Genomic DNA, 17,134 nt, shown 5'->3' on the forward strand with positions numbered 1-17,134 from the left:
CTCATGTCGTCGCCGTCAGCCCTCGTCCGGGCCACCGGTCTCCTTCTCGTCCGATCCCTCGGCGGCCGCGGACCCCTCGGGGGCCTTCTCGGCGGCCTCCTCGCCCTTGGCCGGCTGCGCGCCGGGCTGGGGCTCGGCGACGGCCACCCGCGCCGGGCGGATGGTGCGCTCGCCGATGCGGTACCCCGGCTGCAGGATCGCGACGCACGTCGTCTCGGTGACGTCCGGTGCGTAGCTGTGCATCAGGGCCTCGTGGATCGTCGGGTCGAAGGGCTCGCCCTCCTTGCCGAACTGCTGCAGGCCCATCTTGGCGACGACGGTCTCCAGCGCCTCGGCGACCGACTTGAAGCCACCGACCAGCTCCCCGTGCTCACGGGCGCGGCCGATGTCGTCGAGGGTCGGCAGGAGCTCGGAGAGGAGGTTCGCCGAGGCGATCTCCTTCACCGTCACCTTGTCCCGCTCCACGCGGCGGCGGTAGTTCTGGTACTCGGCCTGCAGCCGCTGGAGGTCCGCCGTGCGCTCGCTGAGCGCGGTGCGCACCTGGTCCAGCTGGGCGGTCAGGCCCACATCCTGGGCGGACGTCTTGCTGTCCTTGTCCCCGGCCGGGGCCGCCGGGCCCTCCTCGGTGGAGGGCTCGGCGGCCTTGGGCGCCGCGTCGTCAGGGGTGGCGCCGGAGGGGACGTCAGGCTTGTCGGCGCTCTCGCCGAAACCCGGGGTCTCCTCGGTCATCAGGCGGCGCCGCCCTTCTGGTCCTTCTCGTCGTCGACGATCTCGGCGTCGACGACTCCGTCGTCCTCCTTGGCCTGCTCGCCGCCGGGGGCCGCGCCCTCGGCGCCGCCCGCGGCCTGCGCGCCCTGGGCGTCGGCGTACATGGCCTGGCCCAGCTTCTGCGAGACGGCCGCGACCTTCTCCGTGGCGGTGCGGATCTCGGCGGTGTCCTCGCCCTTGAGCTTCTCCTTCAGCTCACCGACGGCTTCCTCGACCTCGGTCTTGACCTCGGCCGGGACCTTGTCCTCGTTGTCCTTGAGGAACTTCTCCGTCTGGTAGACGAGCTGCTCGCCCTGGTTGCGGGACTCGGCGGCCTCGCGGCGCTTGTGGTCCTCGTCCGCGTACTGCTCGGCCTCCTGGCGCATGCGGTCGACCTCGTCCTTCGGCAGCGAGGAGCCGCCGGTGACGGTCATCTTCTGCTCCTTGCCCGTGCCGAGGTCCTTCGCGGTCACGTGCATGATGCCGTTGGCGTCGATGTCGAAGGAGACCTCGATCTGCGGGACGCCGCGCGGGGCCGGCGGCAGGCCCGTCAGCTCGAACATGCCGAGCTTCTTGTTGTACGCCGCGATCTCGCGCTCGCCCTGGTAGACCTGGATCTGGACCGACGGCTGGTTGTCCTCGGCCGTCGTGAAGATCTCGGAGCGCTTCGTCGGAATCGTGGTGTTCCGCTCGATGAGCTTGGTCATGATGCCGCCCTTGGTCTCGATGCCGAGGGACAGCGGGGTGACGTCGAGGAGCAGGACGTCCTTGACCTCGCCCTTGAGGACACCGGCCTGGAGCGAGGCGCCGATGGCGACGACCTCGTCCGGGTTGACGCCCTTGTTGGCGTCCTTGCCGCCGGTCAGCTCCTTGACGAGCTCGGCGACGGCCGGCATGCGGGTCGAGCCGCCGACGAGGACGACGTGGTCGATCTCGCTGAGCTGGATGCCCGCGTCCTTGATGACGTTGTGGAACGGCGTCTTGCAGCGCTCCAGGAGGTCGGACGTGAGCTGCTGGAACTGGGCGCGCGTGAGCTTCTCGTCCAGGTGCAGCGGGCCCTCGGCGGAGGCCGTGATGTACGGGAGGTTGATCGTGGTCTCCGTGGAGGAGGACAGCTCGATCTTGGCCTTCTCGGCCGCCTCGCGCAGGCGCTGGAGCGCCATCTTGTCCTTGGAGAGGTCCACGCCGTGGCCGTTGTTGAACTGCTTGACCAGGTAGTCGACGACGCGCTGGTCCCAGTCGTCACCACCGAGGTGGTTGTCGCCGTTCGTGGCCTTCACCTCGACGACGCCGTCACCGATCTCGAGGAGCGAGACGTCGAAGGTGCCGCCGCCGAGGTCGAAGACCAGAATGGTCTGGTCGTCCTTGTCCAGGCCGTAGGCCAGGGCGGCGGCGGTGGGCTCGTTGACGATGCGCAGGACGTTCAGACCCGCGATCTCACCGGCCTCCTTGGTGGCCTGGCGCTCCGAGTCGTTGAAGTACGCCGGGACGGTGATGACCGCGTCCGCGACCTTCTCGCCCAGGTACGCCTCGGCGTCGCGCTTCAGCTTCTGGAGGATGAACGCGGAGATCTGCTGGGGGTTGAACCCCTTGTCGTCGATGTCCACCTTCCAGTCGGTGCCCATGTGGCGCTTGACCGACCGGATGGTCCTGTCGACGTTGGTGACCGCCTGGCGCTTGGCCACCTCGCCGACCAGCACCTCGCCGTTCTTCGCGAAGGCGACGACGGACGGCGTGGTCCTGGCGCCCTCGGCGTTGGTGATGACGGTGGGCTCGCCGCCTTCCAGAACGCTGACGACGGAGTTAGTCGTGCCCAGGTCGATGCCGACCGCACGTGCCATTTCGATTCCTCCAGAGGTACTTCTTGAGTGGATCTGGCTCAAGGATGCATGAGCGCTGCGCTTGCGTCAACAGATGTGAGTCGAGGGGGCTCAACTCTTATCCAGGGCTTACGCGCAAGTCGGTGCCTCCCGGGGGTCCGGAACCCGGCTGCGGGCCACATGTGGCTGGGCGCGCAGTTCCCCGGGCCCCTTCGGGGCGCACCCCCCGGTACCGCGGCGCGCCGGGGAAGGGTTGCCTGAGCGACGCAGATCACCGCCTTGCTGGCTACAGTGCGACCGGGTAAGTGGGTAGTCTCAGACGGACTGCATAAGTTACCGCTTAGTAATCAGCCCTAGTCCGCTACGACGAGTCCCGCCTCGCAGGCCCGAGGAGCCCCCCAATGCAACTCGCCGCGATCATCGTGTCGCTGGTCCTAATCGCGGTCGGCGTCGCGCTGTTCGGCCGTGCCATCGTGCAGATCTACCGGTTCATGCGGCTCGGCCAGCCCGTCCCCGCCGGCACCCGGACCGACGACCCCGTCCAGCGCACGCTCACCGTGGTCAAGGAGTTCCTCGGCCACACGCGCATGAACCGGTGGGGCATCGTCGGCGTCGCGCACTGGTTCGTGGCGGTGGGCTTCTTCTCGCTGCTGCTGACGATCGTCAACGCCATCGGCCAGCTCTTCCAGGCCGATTGGATGCTGCCGATCATCGGCGACTGGGCGCCGTACAACGTCTTCGTCGAGTTCCTCGGCACCATGACCGTGCTCGGCATCGCCACGCTGATCGTCATCCGGCAGCTGAACCGGCCGGACAAGCCGGGCCGCAAGTCCCGCTTCGCCGGCTCGAACACCGGCCAGGCGTACTTCGTCGAGACCGTCATCCTCATCGTCGGCATCTGCATCTTCACGCTGCACGCCCTGGAGGGCGCCCAGCACCACGTGGACGGCTACGAGGCCTCGTTCTTCATCTCGTACCCCCTGGTCTCCGCGTTCGAGGGCCTGGACGTCTCCACGCTGCAGAACCTCACGTACCTCTTCGCCGGCGTGAAGATCGCGACCTCGTTCATCTGGATGATTACGGTCGCCCTGAAGACCGACATGGGCGTCGCCTGGCACCGCTTCCTGGCCTTCCCGAACATCTGGTTCAAGCGGGACGCGGACGGCTCCACCACCCTCGGCGAGCTCCAGCCCATGACCAGTGGCGGCAAGCCCATCGACTGGGAGGACCCGGGCGAGGACGACACCTTCGGCGTCTCCCAGGTCGAGCAGTTCTCCTGGAAGGGTCTGCTGGACTTCTCCACCTGCACCGAGTGCGGCCGCTGCCAGTCGCAGTGTCCCGCCTGGAACACCGGCAAGCCGCTCTCCCCGAAGCTGCTCATCATGTCGCTGCGCGACCACGCGCACGCCAAGGCGCCCTACCTGCTCGCGGGCGGCGGCAAGACCATGGAGGGCGAGGAGAAGGCGTCGGCCGAGCAGCTCGCCGACGTCCCCGCCGCCGCCCTCGCGGAGGCCGAGCGTCCGCTCGTCGGCACCCTCGAGGAGAACGGCGTCATCGACCCGGACGTCCTGTGGTCCTGCACCACCTGCGGCGCCTGCGTCGAGCAGTGCCCGGTGGACATCGAGCACATCGACCACATCGTCGACATGCGCCGCTACCAGGTGATGATCGAGAGCGCGTTCCCGTCCGAGGCGGGCACGATGCTCAAGAACCTGGAGAAGAAGGGCAACCCCTGGGGGCTCGCCAAGAAGCAGCGCGTGGAGTGGACCAAGGAGGTCGACTTCGAGGTCCCGATCGTCGGCAAGGACGTGGAGGACCTCACCGAGGTCGACTACCTCTACTGGGTCGGCTGCGCGGGCGCCCTGGAGGACCGCGCCAAGAAGACCACCAAGGCCTTCGCGGAGCTGCTGCACATCGCGGGCGTCAAGTTCGCGATCATGGGCGGCGACGAGAAGTGCACCGGTGACTCCGCCCGCCGCCTGGGCAACGAGCCGTTGTTCCAGCAGCTCGGCCAGGAGAACGTCGCGATGCTGAACATGGCGTACGGCGAGGACGACGAGGACGAGTCGACCAAGAAGCCGAAGTCGGCGAAGAAGATCGTCGCGACCTGCCCGCACTGCTTCAACACCATCGCGAACGAGTACCCGCAGCTCGGCGGCGACTTCGAGGTCATCCACCACACCCAGCTGCTCCAGCACCTCATCGACGAGGGCAAGCTGATCCCGGTGACCCCGGTCGAGGGCCTGATCACCTACCACGACCCCTGCTACCTGGGCCGGCACAACAAGGTCTACACGCCCCCGCGCGAGATCATGTCCGCCGTCCCGGGCCTGCGCCAGCAGGAGATGCACCGCCACAAGGAGCGCGGCTTCTGCTGCGGCGCCGGCGGCGCGCGCATGTGGATGGAAGAGCGCATCGGCAAGCGCATCAACACGGAGCGGGTCGACGAGGCGCTCAGCCTCAACCCCGACATCGTCTCCACCGCCTGCCCGTTCTGCCTGGTCATGCTCACCGACTCGGTCAACGGCAAGAAGAACGACGGGAAGGCGAAGGAGTCCCTCCAGGTCGTCGACGTCGCGCAGCTGCTGCTCGACTCCGTGAAGACGCCGGCCGACCCGGCGGACGATGAGGAGTCCACGGACGCGCCGGAGCCCGAGCCGGTCAAGTAGCGCCTACGGATACGACGGTCCGCGTCCCGGAACGACGCCCAGGCCGGTTCCGCCCTTCGGGGCGGGGCCGGCCTGACGCGTTCGTGCCGCGAACGGCACCGTGGCGCCCCGTTCACCCGGCGCTCACTCCGCCGCCCCCGGCGCACAACCCTTCGTACGCCTCACGAGTCACACCCCACGGAAACGATCTTTCCCAGCGGCTCACGTCGAGCCCGCAGACGCCCTGCCCCGTACTTCTGACTTCGGCGTCCATGTCATCACCCGGTTGGAGACTTCCTCAGTGACTCAGCACGTGCGCACGACCGCGCGCAGGACCGCGCGCAACAAGTTCCTCGCCGCGGGCGCGGTCTGCGCCGCCACGGCCCTCGGCCTCACCGGCCTGACCGCGGGCAGCGCGTCCGCCACCCCCGCCCCCTCCGAGCTGCGCGCCGACTACAACGGCGACGGCTACGTGGACCTGGCCGTCGGCGTGCCGGGCGCCACCGTCGCGGGCAAGGCCAAGGCCGGTTACGTCAACGTCGTCTGGGGCGGCGCGTCCGGTCTCGGCAAGCACGGCTCGACGACGGTCAGCCAGTCCACCGCGGGTGTGCCCGGCACCGTCGAGGCGGGCGACAAGTTCGGCAAGGCCGTCGACTCCAACGACATGAACGGCGACGGCTACAGCGACCTGGTCGTCGGCACCCCCGGCGAGGACATGGGCACCACCCTGGACGCGGGCAGCGTCACCGTCGTCTGGGGCTCCGCGAGCGGCTTCAAGGGCGGCTTCACCGCGGCCACCGGAGAGGGCGAGTCCGGCAACTACGGAGCGCTGCTCACCACGGGCGACTTCGACAAGGACGGCGACAAGGACATCGCCCTCAACACCCACTTCGACGAATCCAGCGCCCTGCGCATGCGGCCGGGCCCCTTCACCGCGGGCTCTTCCGCCACGCTCTCCACCATCCGGAGCTGGCACTTCGCCGGCCCGAGCGTCGTCACCAGCGGCGACTTCGACGGCGACGGCGGCGACGACATCGCCCTGGCCTACTCCGGCATGGAGATCAGCGGCACCGAGGTGGTCAGCCGGAAGTCGGGCGAGTGGAAGGGCCTGTGGTCCACCGGTGACTCCACCAACACCGCCTTGGCCGCCGGCGACTTCGACGGCGACGGCACGACGGACCTCGCCGTCGGCAACGTCCGGCCCAACCCCGAGGCCGACGACACCGCCTGCGCGGACCGCTTCGGCGGCGCCGTCCTGACCGTCTACAACAAGAAGGGCGGCAAGCTCGGCGACGGAGGCGACTCCTGCACCACGCAGAACAGCCCGTCGGTCGCCGACGACGCGGAGGCCGAGGACAACTTCGGCGCGCACCTGGCGGTCGCCAACGTCGACAAGGACGGCATCGACGAGCTGATCGTCGGCGCCGACACGGAGGCGGTCGGCACCGCGAAGAGCGCCGGCGCCTACTGGGTCCTCGCCTCGCTCGGCACCGGTGAGGCCCTCGCGGGCCCCTCCTTCAACCAGGACTCCCCGGACGTCGCGGGCACCGCGGAGGCCGGTGACCGCCTCGGCGCGGCCGTCGCCACCGGTGACTACGACGGCGACACCTACCCGGACGTCGCCGTCGGCGCGCCCGGAGAGGACGGCAAGGGCGGCGTCTGGTACGACCCGACCCAGAAGGACGGCCCGAACCTGCCGGTCACCTCGGTGACGCCGGGCAAGCTGGGGCTGACCGGAGCGGTGGAGTACGGGGCGATCCTGGGGCGGTGAGCCACCGGCTCCACCGCGTCCGTCCGCAAACGCCGGACGGGCTTGTCGAGTTCCCCGGCCGGGCTGGCTGAGTTCCCCCCAGGGGCTTGTCGCGTTCCGCTGGCCGGGTCCGCCATCAGCGGGCCCGGCCAGCGTTCCCCCCCCCCCCCCCCCCCCCCGGGGCCCCGCCAAACGTGCCGAAACCCGTCAAGCCGCCCCAACTCCCCTGTCCCGTACAACCCTTGGGCCTCATCGGTGGTCTCCTCTTCGCCGACCACGGCGTGACGCCAGGGCCAATGCCCGGTGAACGCGTCTGCTCCGCACCCCATCGAAGGCGGATGCCCGCAGGCATCCCCGCATGCCGCAGGAGAACCGCATGGCCCAGCACAAGCGCACCACCGCCGGCAGACCCGGCCGCATCCGCCTCGCCGCGGCGACGGCCGTCGCCGCCGCGCTCTCCGGCGGGCTGCTCACCGCCACTGCGGTCACCGCGTCGGCCGCGCCGTCCCCCGCCACGCAGCCCGACGCCGACTTCGACGGCGACGGCGCCGCGGACCTCGCCACCTCCGCCTCCGGCGCCAACGTCGCCGGCAAGGACGGCGCCGGCCAGGTCACCGTGACGTATGGCGGCGGCGACCGGCACCACACCACGTACAGCCAGAACAGCGCCGGCGTGCCCGGCGCCGCCGAGAAGAACGACCGCTTCGGCAGCGACACCGCCTACGGCGACTTCAACCGCGACGGCTACGACGACCTCGCGGTGGCCGCGATCGGCGAGGACGTCGGCACGGACGTCGACGGCGGCACCGTACAGATCCTGTGGGGCTCCAAGAACGGCCTGTCCGGCGGCACCACGCTGGAGGACCCGCGCCCCACCAAGCACGACTTCTTCGGCGGCCCCATCCAGGCCGGCGACTTCGACGGCGACGGCAAGGACGACCTCGCCATCGGCTCCAGCTCGGGCGCGGCCACCCTCGACGTCTACGAGGGCGGCTTCACCCGTGCCGGCGGCACCGGCCGCCACTACACCGTCACCCCGCCCATCCTCAGCGGCGACAGCGCGGGCCCGTTCAACCTGCACTCCGGTGACGTCAACGGCGACGGCAAGGACGACCTGATCGTCGACGGCTTCTCCTCCGGCGACCACTACAACGCCAACCTGTGGCTGCCCGGCAGCGCGAACGGCATCACGACGACCGGCGTGCAGCGCCTGCCCGGCGGCTACATCACGGACGTCGGCGACACGGACAGCGACGGCTACGGCGACATCATCATCGGCCTCACCTGGGACGACGGCATCGCCGGCGCCCACAAGGGCGGCAGCGTGTACGTCGTGAAGGGCAAGTCCACCGGCCCCTACGGCGACAGCCAGGTCATCACCCAGGACACCGCGGGCGTACCCGGCAGCGCCGAGAAGGGCGACGAGTTCGGCTCCGAGCTCGACCTCGGCGACATCAACGGCGACGGCCACCTCGACCTGGTCGTGGGCACCGTCGGCGAGGACCTGGACGGGGTCACCGACGCCGGTTCCGTCACCGTCATCTACGGCGCCGCGGACGGCTCCGGCCTCACCACGGCGGGCTCCGTCCTGCTCACCCAGAACACGCCGGGCGTGCCCAACACCAACGAGAAGAACGACTTCTTCGGCTCGGACGTCCACGTCGACGACCTGAACGACGACGGCCGCGGCGACGTCGTGATCGGCGCGGCCGGCGAGAACGGCTCCAACGGCGCCTTCTACATCCTGGACTCCAAGGCGGACGGCACGCTTTCGGGCACCTCCGGTGTCTACACCTCCACCGTGGGCATCTCGGGCGCGGGCACGCCCCGCCTCGGCAACAACTTCGCGGACTGACCCGCCTTCGCCCCTCCCCCGGCCGGCCTGACCGCCGGGCCCGCACCACACGTGCGGGCCCGGCCCCCTTCCCCGTATGAGCGGCGCGGCCGGCCGGTCCCGCCGCCGCTGTCCCCGGAATCGACGTACCGACCCCGCAGAGTTGGAGCCCCTATGCGCCCCCGCGTACCCACCCGCCCGAGCCCCCGCGCCCTGGCCCTGGCCGCCGCCACCGCCCTCGCCGCCACCGGCCTCGCCCTGCCCCTCGCGGCCCCGGCCACCGCGTCCGAACGCGCGCCCCTCACCAGCGACTTCAACGGTGACGGCTACGCGGACCTCGCCGTGGGCGTGCCCTCGGGCACCGTCGACGGCAAGGCCAGGGCCGGTTACGTGAGCGTCGTCTTCGGCGGCGCGGACGGCCCCGGCACGAACGGCGTGCGCCGCATCACGCAGGCCACCGTCGAGGTCCCCGGCACCCCCGAGGCCGGCGACCGCTTCGGCGCCGCCGTCACCACCGCGCACGTGGACGACGACAAGTACGCCGACCTCGTCATCGGCGCCCCCGGCGAGGACATCGCCGGCAAGGCCGACGCCGGTTCCGTCACCGTCCTGTACGGCACCGGCGACGGCTTCGCGCTCGCCAACACCGCCGCCCGGGGCGAGAAGGCGTCCGACGCGTACGGGATGTCCCTGACCGCCGCCGACTTCACCGGCGACACGGACGTCGACCTGGCGATCGGCGCCAAGGACAAGGTCGTCGCCAACCTCAACCCGTACGCCGCCCGGACCGAGCCCGTCATGGCCCGGCCCATGGGCGGCCGCGCCCCCGTCATGGCGACCGGTGACTTCGACTCCGACGGCCGCCCCGAGCTGACCGTCGCCTACTACACGCAGAACCAGCCCCACACCCAGTCCCACATCCAGCTCTACCGCTACCTCAAGGACGAGACCCGCTTCGACATGACCTGGAGCAGCGACAACAGCGCCGCCAACGCGCTGGCCGTCGGCGACTTCAACGGCGACGGCCTGGACGACCTGGCCCTCGGCAACTGCCGCGAGATCGCCGACGAGAACATCGACGACCCGTGCGGCCCCGAGGAGCGCGCCAAGGGCGGCGGCATCCACATCCACTACGGGGGCGGCGAGCAGCCGATCTGGGAGGGCCAGACCCTCAACCAGGACACCCCGGGCGTTCCCGGCGTCGCCGAGACGGGGGACGACTTCGGCAACGCCCTCGCCGTCGCGGACATCGACGGCGACGGCAAGGACGACCTGATCGCGGGCGCCCCCGGCGAGGCGATCGGCGACGCGGCGGGCGCGGGCGCCGTCACCGTCCTGAAGGGCGGCCCGAAGGGCATCCTCGACGCGTCGGGGGCGGCGCGCGCGGTGGCGTACCAGCAGAACTCCCCCGGCATCCCGGGCGGCGCCGAGAAGGGGGACGCGTTCGGTGCGGCGCTCCTCACCGCCGACCACGACGGCGACGGCCGCCTCGACCTGTCCGTCGCCGCGCCGGGCGAGAACGCCTCGGCGGGCGGCGTCTGGGAGCTGCCCGCCGTCCAGCCGTCCGGCGTGCGGGTCATCACCCCCAAGTCCATCGGCCTGCCCGCCTCTTCACACCCGTACGCGTACGGGGCGGTGCTGGGCCGCTGATCGGGCGGCCACCGGGGTCGCGAGGGGCGTGGGGGGCGTAGGAGGCGCGGGGGGGGCGCGGGAGGTGTCGGCCCCCTCAGGGTTCCCTTAGGGGTTGTCACAGGTCGGCCGCAAAGCGGCTCTCCTCCCAAGGAGGGACGACCCCGCCCCGTAAGACCAGGTACGTTCGATTCGTGGCTGGATTCAGGAACGGACGCGGCCGGGACAACCGCGCCCCGCAATCGCGACCGCAACAACAACCGCGGCAGCAGCCGTACGGACAGCAGGCCCCCCAGGGTCAGCAGCAGCCGTACGGCTACCCACCCGTGTCGCCGAACCCGCGCCAACAGCAGTACGGCGGGGCCGGCCCTCAAGGTGGCGGCCCCCAGTACGGCGGGGGCGGCCCCCACGGTGGTGGCCCCCAGTACGGCGGGGGCGCCCCGTACGGGGGCGGCCGCCCGCAGCCCGGCAGCGGCGGCCCGCAGTGGCCGCAGGCCGACGGCGGTCACGGCGAGCCGGAGTACTTCGGCGGGCCGGGCGACCAGGGCCACGGCCCCCAGGCCGGTCCCGACCCGTACGCGGCCAACAACCCGGGGCACACCCAGGCCTTCTCCATCGGGGACGACCACTACACCCAGGGCGACACCTACCGCGCGGGCCAGGCGGCCGCGGCGCCGATCGGTCCGCGCCTGCACTGGAAGGACCTGCTGCGCGGCATCGTGCTGCGCCCGGGCCCGACCTTCCTGCAGATGCGGGACTACGCGATGTGGGCCCCGGCCGTCGTCGTCACGTTCGTCTACGGCCTGCTCGCGATCTTCGGTTTCGACGGCGCCCGCTCGGACGCGCTCAAGGCGCCGCTGTCGTCCGTGGTGCCCTACGTCCTGACCACCGGCGTCGCGATCACCGTCAGCGCCTTCGTCCTCGGCGTGGTCACGCACACCCTCGCCCGCCAGCTCGGCGGCGACGGCGCCTGGCAGCCGACGGTCGGCCTGTCCATGCTGATCATGTCGATGACGGACGCGCCGCGTGTCGTCGTGGCGATGTTCCTGGGCGGCGGCCAGAGCTTCGTACAGCTCCTCGGCTGGGCGACCTGGATCGCGGCGGGCGCGCTGCTGACGACGATGGTGGCCAAGTCGCACGACCTGCCGTGGCCGAAGGCGCTGGGAGCGGCGTCGATCCAGCTCCTGGCGATCCTGTCGATCATCAAGCTGGGCACGTTCTAGCGCTCGCCCAGCGCCCGCCCCGGCACGAGGAAGGGCCCGCCCGACGATGCGTCGGACGGGCCCTTCCCCCACGTCGGGGGACGTGGCTCATCGGAGGACGTGGCTCAGGCGTCGAGGACCTGCCCCGCGCGCTTGACGACGGGCGGCTCGACGCTCCACGGGAAGTTGATCCACTCGTCGGTGCGCTTCCACACGTACTCGCACTTCACGAGCGAGTGGGACTTCTCGTAGATGACGGCGGAACGCACCTCGGCGACGTGGTCGAGGCAGAAGTCGTGCACGAGCTTCAGCGTCTTGCCGGTGTCGGCGACGTCATCGGCGATGAGCACCTTCTTGTCGGTGAAGTCGATGGCGTTGGGGACGGGCGCGAGCATGACCGGCATGTCGAGCGTGGTCCCCACCCCCGTGTAGAACTCGACGTTCACCAGGTGGATGTTCTTGCAGTCGAGGGCGTAGGCGAGCCCGCCGGCCACGAAGACGCCACCGCGGGCGATGGAGATGATGATGTCGGGCCGGTACCCGTCGTCGGCGATGGCCTGCGCCAGCTCGCGCACGGCGCCACCGAACTTCTCGTACGTAAGGTTCTCGCGCACGTCACTCATACCGCTGCTCACACCTGTGTCCGATGGAAATTGAGGAAGGACCGGGAGGCGGTCGGTCCGCGCTGCCCCTGATAACGCGACCCGTACCGCTCCGAGCCGTAGGGCTCCTCGGCGGGCGAGGTCAGCCGGAACAGGCACAGCTGCCCGATCTTCATGCCCGGCCAGAGCTTGATCGGCAGGGTCGCGAGGTTCGACAGCTCCAGGGTCACGTGCCCGCTGAACCCCGGGTCGATGAACCCGGCGGTCGAGTGGGTGACGAGCCCGAGCCGCCCGAGACTGGACTTGCCCTCAAGCCGGCTGGCGAGGTCGTCGGGCAGACTGACGACCTCGTACGTCGAGGCGAGGACGAACTCCCCGGGATGCAGGATGAAGGGCTCGTCGCCCTCGGGCTCCACGAGCCGCGTCAGATCGGCCTGCTCCACGGAGGGGTCGATGTGGGGGTAGCGGTGATTCTCGAACACCCGGAAGTAGCGGTCCAGCCGCACATCGATGCTCGAGGGCTGCACCATGGATTCGTCGTACGGTTCGATCCGCACTCGTCCGGAGTCGATCTCGGCCCGGATGTCCTTGTCTGAGAGAAGCACGCACCGAGGATACGCAGAGCGCGCGGGCCCGCCCCAATCGGACGGACCCGCGCGCTGCGCCACCCCTTACCGCTTCTGCAGGACCACCGGCACGGCGTGCCGGAGCCGGGCGCAGCGCGGACAGCGGATGAGCCGCCCGGGGCCGAGCCGGCCGGCCTGCTGCATCGGGAACGAAGCGGTACTGAACACGTGCCCCTCGGCACATCGGACGACGGTGCGCTCCATCAAGTCCTCGAGTCCCTTCCCCAAAGCCGTGTGTGAACTCGTCCTGCCGGCCGGGCCCGCGAGGCTGCTGTCCCGCCCCTGAAGCCGACGACGAAGGCACACATTACGGCACGAAAGGGACGCCACTCCAGGCGGCACGACCCCACTCGGCGACCCATCGGCGGTGCGCCCACGGTACGCCCCAACTCCCTCCCCCCGCACGGCCGGACCCCGCCCCGAACGCCACACGGGCCCCGCGGCGACAGCGCCGGGGGCCCGCGATGAGGTACAGTGTGCGACGTTACGACACCGCTTCTGGCGGCGCGTTACGCGGGTGTAGTTTAGTGGTAGAACATCAGCTTCCCAAGCTGAGAGTGCGAGTTCGATTCTCGTCACCCGCTCCACAGTTGAGGCCCAGGTCGGAGACCTGGGTCTTTTTGCTGTGCGGGGCCGGGGCGGTGTGCGTGCCAGCACTCACGCGGGGGTGCTCGGCGGTGAGCAGTTCGATGTCTTCCACGTCCGAAGTCAGGATCGTCACCCGGCCGGGATGCCGCAGGGCGGTCGCGCACAGTATGGCGTCGATGGCGGACTTGCGGCCGTGCAGTCCCGCTGCGCGCAGCAAGGCGGCAGCGGACTGCGCGACGGCCTGGGGACCGGCTCGACGGCCAAGCGGGAGAGGGTCCACTTCAGTGCGGCGTCGCTGATCTTCGGGTGGATCACCTCGACCAGCACGGCGGCCGAGGTGATCGCCGGCAGGTCCGCGTCGCGAGCCGCCGTCAGCCACTCGTGGATCTCCCGATCACGCTGTACGGCCTTTGCCAGGCCCTCGCTGTCCAGGACCAGGGCACCGCTCACGCGGCCGTCCCAGCGTCCGAGGCGCCTCCGGTCAGCCGGGTGCGCTTGGCCGCCACGGCCTCGGGGCCGGCCGGGCCGTGCACCTTGTCGAAGTCCGCGATCAGCTCGTCCAGGTCCTCCCGCTCGATTTGGCGCTGGGCCGCCTTCTCCAGGTAGGCCGAGACACCTCGCTTGCCGACCCGCTCACGGATCGCATGCAGAGTTCCGGCAGTCAGGGTGACAGAGATGCCACTGGTGGGGCCCTCACCGGGTGGGAAGTCCCCTTCGTCGTCAGTCACACATCGACTATGCCATTGGGTATGGCATAGCGCGTGGTGGATGCACAGGGTGCGGTGCGGACGCCTCCGGCGCCCTCGCGGCGGCCAGCCGCGGCGCGGAATATCTCATCGGCGAGCGCACAGAAATCTGTCGTCATGGGAGTAGACATTGGGTTGTCTCCTCGTTATGGTTTCTCTTGTAGTCGAGATCGAGCAAGGGCCCGGCAGACACGAACTGCCGGGCAGAAGTACCCGCATGACGGTGCGGTGGTGGAGTCTCGGAGCCAGGGTTGTCGCATGACGGTGACGAGGCTGACGGCCGGACCGGGTGGCCCGCAGTGATCAGGGGCCGCCGCCAGCAGTAGGTAGTACACAGCAGTACGAGCAGTACCCCGCAGAAGGGCAGGGACAGGACGTCCTGCCTGGCAGTACGTAGTTTCGTCAGAGGGAAGAACGGAGGAAGCGCGCGCCATCAGGATCGCCCGGGTCGACGTCTGATCCCGGGTGCCGCAACCGCAGGACATCGATAGGTAGGTGGTCTCCGGTCACGCATATCCGATCCCCGCACCCCCGTCAGCGTTTCGGGCGGCCGTGCGGACACAGAGGGCCGACGCAGTTCTAGGTCGGCAGATGGTGTTGTAGTTCCTTCGGGGCCCTGGTGCTTACCGCACCAGGGCCCCTCAACATTCCTCGCCGCTTTCCCGCGCGCCTCCCTCGCGCCCAGAAGCGCTGCTCAATTCGCCAGCTGCGCCGCCACCAACGCGTGGAACCGGTGCACCGCGTCGTCCACGCTGCGGATGAAGCCCGTCTCCGCGTTCCCGCGGCCGCTTCCCATCCCCTTGAAGAGGGACAAGCGGAAGCCGGTGATCCGGGCGCCGTTCTTCGGCAGCATGTCCGCCGGCTCGGGGCGGAGCCGTTCGAGTGTTCCTCGTGGGCCTCCCGCCTCGCCCTCCACCAGAGTCTCGATGTGGAGGTCGGCGGGTGCGTCGGACAGGCGGCGGACGAGCCGTTTGACCCAGGTCAGCGGGGACCCCTGAGCGGGCGCCGGGATGTCGATCGACGTGCGCAGCTTGCCGGTGCGCAGATCCGCCGTGATCGCCAGCACGCCCGGCGTGTCCTCGATCCGCATCTCCGCGTGCAGCCTTCCTTCGAGGCAGAGCTGGTCCGCCAGCCGCGAGCGGCGCTCCGCGGGGCCCGACCCCCGCCTGGCCCGCTGCACGGGCAGCACCTTCTGCCCGAGTTCACCGCCCAGCCCGAGACAGACCTGGCGGATGAGCCGCTCCCAGCTCTCCACCACCTCGAGCGTGCGCGAGTCCCCCTGGCACAGCGTCTCGTCGTCGATGCCCTTGCGTACGGGGACCCAGGCCGCGCCCATGTTCTGGAAGCCGTGGCAGCCGGAGTTCTCGTGCTGGAGGTAGTGCAGCAGCTCCTGGAGCAGCCAGGCGTGCGCCGCGTTGCCCACGCCCTCGTGGCGGATCAGCATCTGCGCCTGGTGGGCCACCTCGGCCCAGGACAGGTGCCACAGGGCCACCTTGTGCTTGCGCCGCCCGTCCACCTTGACGTCGACCAGGGGGCTGCCCTCCAGGGCGACGTCGTTGGACAGCGTGATCACGGCCTCGTAGCCGCGGCGGGCGGCGATGTCCATGTACGCCTGCACCTGATCGGCCTTCAGCGCGTTGCCGTTGGTCTTCGTCTCGACCAAGGCCGTCCACAGCTTGCCGGCCCGCTCGACGCGGATCACGCCGTCCGGGCGCCGGGGGGTCTCGCCGTGCGGCAGCTGGACCTCCGCGAACGTCTCCATGCGGCCCGCGGGCGCCCCGAACGCGGCGGTGAGCCGGCGGCCGAACTCGGGGATCTGCGCCATCACCGACAACAGCACCGAGGTGGCCCGCGTCTCACGGTCCCGGTCGCTCTTGAGCACGGAGACGGGGAAGAGCCTGGCCCCCTTCCACGAGTCGTTCTCCGCCAAGGACTTCTTGGCCACCTTCGGCAGAGTGACCTTCTTCTTGGCCGTACGAGGCCGGGGGGCCGCCTTCTTCGACCCTCCATCGGCGTCCGGCCGACGGGGAGTCGGAATGGCCCGCGGCGACACCGCTGGCCGCCCGTCGGCAATGAGGGCCTCGGCGTCCGGTGCGGCCGCCGCCTGCCCCGTCGCCGCACCGACCGGCAGTTCCGCCGTCACCGTGTCGGCCGGCAACTCTTCCGTCGGCCCGCCCTCGGGCACCTCTTCCGTCGCGGCGTCGTCGTCGATGTCGACACCGAAGTCCGTCGCCAGGCCCGCCAGCCCGGTGGCGTACCCCTGTCCGACGGCCCGCAGCTTCCACTCCGGGCCCCGGCGGTAGATCTCCCCGAAGATGAACGCGCTGACCGACCCGGTGTCGCCGATGGTGAAACGGACCAGCTCCTCGCCGGAACCGTCCGCCAGCGTGAGCCGCAGATCGTCCAGCTCCCCGAAGTGGGCGCCGCCGTATCGGCTCGCCGCCACGACGATGCGGTCGATGTCCGGCGGAACGGCGGTCAGATCGAAGCTGATCCGGTCCTTGTCGCCGCCGCCGGTCGGCGTCTTGCCGAGGAGTTGCACGCTGCCGTCGGCGGCCACCGGGTTGTTGTAGAAGTAGAAGTCACCGTCGTCGCGGACCTTGCCGTCCGCCGTGAGCAGCAGCACGGAGACGTCCGCGTCGCCCTCGCCCGACGGGCTCGTCCAGTCCAGGGCGACGATCACCGCGTCGGTGCTCTCGCTCAGGGCCGCCAGGCCCACGTTGGCGCCCTTGGTCAACTCGTACATGTTCCGCCCCCATAGCGCCCGTCAGGCGCGCGCCGGCCGCCCCTGGTCGCGCGCCGCCCCTTGTGTGGTGCGTCACACACTGATCGCACAGCGGCACCCTAGTCGCCCGTACGGGCCGTCCGTGGCCTCTCCCGCAATCACGTGAGAACTCCGTTGTACGGGCCCGCGAAGCGCGGCAGCGGGACGTGAGCCGGGT

General features: G+C 70.4%; 11 protein-coding genes, 1 tRNA gene and 1 pseudogene. 6 read left to right on the forward strand and 7 right to left on the reverse strand.

Annotated elements, in window-relative coordinates; genetic code table 11:
* Positions 1-15: 15 nt before the first annotated feature.
* Both grpE and dnaK read right to left on the reverse strand, forming a co-directional pair.
* Entirely contained in the window at positions 16-729 is a 714-nt protein-coding gene (grpE, locus tag ACZ516_RS19585; protein WP_358583589.1) for a nucleotide exchange factor GrpE, read from the reverse strand.
* On the reverse strand, positions 729-2,588 hold the full coding sequence (dnaK, locus tag ACZ516_RS19590; protein ID WP_358909576.1) for a molecular chaperone DnaK: 1,860 nt from the start codon (positions 2,586-2,588) through the stop codon (positions 729-731). Before dnaK ends, grpE begins: the two co-directional genes overlap by 1 nt.
* A 380-nt stretch (positions 2,589-2,968) precedes the next feature.
* Between dnaK and ACZ516_RS19595 the strand changes: the two genes are divergently transcribed.
* The 5 genes from ACZ516_RS19595 (at position 2,969) to ACZ516_RS19615 (ending at position 11,651) form a co-directional block, all read left to right on the forward strand.
* Entirely contained in the window at positions 2,969-5,236 is a 2,268-nt protein-coding gene (locus tag ACZ516_RS19595) for a (Fe-S)-binding protein (RefSeq protein WP_469011201.1), read from the forward strand.
* A gap of 280 nt (positions 5,237-5,516) precedes the next feature.
* Positions 5,517-6,986, forward strand: a complete 1,470-nt coding sequence (locus tag ACZ516_RS19600) for an FG-GAP repeat protein (RefSeq protein WP_469011202.1) — start codon at positions 5,517-5,519, stop codon at positions 6,984-6,986.
* 355 nt (positions 6,987-7,341) lie between these two features.
* Positions 7,342-8,820, forward strand: a complete 1,479-nt coding sequence (locus tag ACZ516_RS19605; protein ID WP_361079814.1) for an FG-GAP repeat protein — start codon at positions 7,342-7,344, stop codon at positions 8,818-8,820.
* 153 nt (positions 8,821-8,973) lie between these two features.
* Positions 8,974-10,449, forward strand: a complete 1,476-nt coding sequence (locus ACZ516_RS19610) for an FG-GAP-like repeat-containing protein (RefSeq protein ID WP_469011203.1) — start codon at positions 8,974-8,976, stop codon at positions 10,447-10,449.
* Positions 10,450-10,622: 173 nt separating this feature from the next.
* Positions 10,623-11,651, forward strand: coding sequence for a Yip1 family protein (locus ACZ516_RS19615; RefSeq protein ID WP_469011204.1), 1,029 nt, complete (start codon positions 10,623-10,625; stop codon positions 11,649-11,651).
* A 104-nt stretch (positions 11,652-11,755) separates the two neighbouring features.
* Here ACZ516_RS19615 and ACZ516_RS19620 read toward each other — a convergent pair whose 3' ends face one another.
* Together ACZ516_RS19620 and dcd are read right to left on the reverse strand one after the other, a co-directional pair.
* Positions 11,756-12,253, reverse strand: a complete 498-nt coding sequence (locus ACZ516_RS19620; RefSeq protein ID WP_361079808.1) for a phosphoribosyltransferase — start codon at positions 12,251-12,253, stop codon at positions 11,756-11,758.
* 8 nt (positions 12,254-12,261) lie between these two features.
* On the reverse strand, positions 12,262-12,837 hold the full coding sequence (gene dcd / locus ACZ516_RS19625; RefSeq protein WP_358583004.1) for a dCTP deaminase: 576 nt from the start codon (positions 12,835-12,837) through the stop codon (positions 12,262-12,264).
* A 534-nt stretch (positions 12,838-13,371) separates the two neighbouring features.
* Here dcd and ACZ516_RS19630 point away from each other — a divergent pair.
* A tRNA-Gly gene (locus ACZ516_RS19630) sits at positions 13,372-13,445 on the forward strand.
* A 65-nt stretch (positions 13,446-13,510) separates the two neighbouring features.
* Here ACZ516_RS19630 and ACZ516_RS19635 read toward each other — a convergent pair.
* The 3 genes and pseudogenes from ACZ516_RS19635 to ACZ516_RS19645 all read right to left on the reverse strand — a co-directional run.
* A pseudogene (locus tag ACZ516_RS19635) lies at positions 13,511-13,896 on the reverse strand (PIN domain-containing protein); the annotation flags it as partial.
* Positions 13,893-14,174 carry a hypothetical protein gene (locus ACZ516_RS19640; protein WP_469011205.1) on the reverse strand — a complete coding sequence of 94 codons (282 nt, stop codon included), beginning with the start codon at positions 14,172-14,174 and terminating at the stop codon, positions 13,893-13,895. The gene ACZ516_RS19640 and the pseudogene ACZ516_RS19635, both read right to left, overlap by 4 nt.
* A 712-nt stretch (positions 14,175-14,886) precedes the next feature.
* On the reverse strand, positions 14,887-16,938 hold the full coding sequence (locus ACZ516_RS19645; protein WP_469011206.1) for a TerD family protein: 2,052 nt from the start codon (positions 16,936-16,938) through the stop codon (positions 14,887-14,889).
* Positions 16,939-17,134: the final 196 nt, after the last annotated feature.

It is taken from the genome of Streptomyces sp. NPDC034037 (assembly GCF_055575715.1).